This window comes from Putridiphycobacter roseus (assembly GCF_003234935.1).
Lineage (GTDB): Bacteria > Bacteroidota > Bacteroidia > Flavobacteriales_D > Crocinitomicaceae > Putridiphycobacter > Putridiphycobacter roseus.
This window is the reverse complement of the sequence record NZ_QKSB01000046.1, coordinates 1-1,430: the sequence shown is the minus strand read 5'-3', so window position 1 is coordinate 1,430 and position 1,430 is coordinate 1. Positions and strand designations below refer to the sequence as shown.

Sequence of the window (1,430 nt, the reverse complement as noted above, 5' to 3'; positions counted from 1 at the left end):
CATGCCATTAACGGCAGTCAACACATTTACCAATGCAGCCAACGGAACAATCGATCCAGCAACAGATGGCATATTTGCAGATGCAGATAACCCATTAATCGGAGATTTAGATTTTAGAGAAAACGATACAGATGGAGATGGTATTGCAAATGATATCGATCCAGATGATGACAATGATGGTATTCCAGATGTGGACGAAGGAACAGGAGATTCAGATGGAGATGGTATTCCAGATTCACAAGACTTAGATTCAGATAATGATGGTGTTCCAGATTTAGTAGAAGCAGGTGGAACGGATTTAGATGGAGACGGTATTTTAGATGATTTAACCGATACCGATAATGATGGACAACCGGATTTAGTAGATCCAGATAATGGTGGAACCCCATTAACAAACATGGACAGTGATGGAGATGGTATTCCAAATGCACAAGATTTAGACAGTGATAATGATGGAACCCCAGATGTAATAGAAAATGGTGGAACAGATCCAGATGGAGATGGTGTAATCGGAACAGGTCTAATTACCGATACAGATGGAGACGGTATTTCAGATTTAGTAGATCCAGACAATGGCGGAACTGCATTAGGTACACCAAATTCAGACGGAGATAGTTTACCAGATTATTTAGATGTAGATTCAGACAATGATGGTATTGCAGATGTGATAGAAAACGGCGGCACAGATCCAGATGGTGACGGTCAAATCGGAACAGGACCAATTACGGATACAGACGGTGATGGTTTATCAGATATCGTAGATACCGACAATGGTGGAACCGCATTAACTAATCCAGATACAGATTTAGATGGTATCCGTGATGCCTTAGATATCGATTCAGATAACGACGGAATAGTAGATGCAATTGAAGCAGGTGGAACAGATGCAGACGGAGATGGACAAATTGGAACAGGTGTAATTACTGATACAGATGGTGATGGCATGAGTGATATTGTAGATACTGATGATGCAGGAACCCCACTTACTTTACCAAATACTGATGGAACAGGTGGACCAAACTATTTAGACATAGATGCAGATGACGACGGTATTCCAGATAATGTGGAAGCACAAACTACTGCAGGTTATATGGCCCCAACGGGATTAGATACAGATGGTGATGGACTAGATGATGCTTACGATACTGACAACAGTGGAACAGCAATCGATCCAGTAAATACAGATGGTGCGGCAGATAACCCAGATTATTTAGATTTAGATTCAGATGATGATGGCGAATCTGATTTATTAGAAGGACACGATACCAATGGTAACGGTGTAATTGATGGAGCGGAATTAGCCCCAGCAGGAACAGATGCAGACGCAGATGGTTTGGATGACAATTTTGACAACATGCCATTAACGGCAGTCAACACATTTACCAATGCAGCCAACGGAACAATCGATCCAGCAACAGATGGCATATTTG

At 41.7% G+C, this 1,430-nt stretch carries 1 pseudogene; it reads left to right on the top strand.

From position 1 onward, the window contains the following. Positions 1-1,430 (top strand): annotated as a pseudogene (locus tag DNU06_RS17895) (hypothetical protein); the annotation flags it as partial.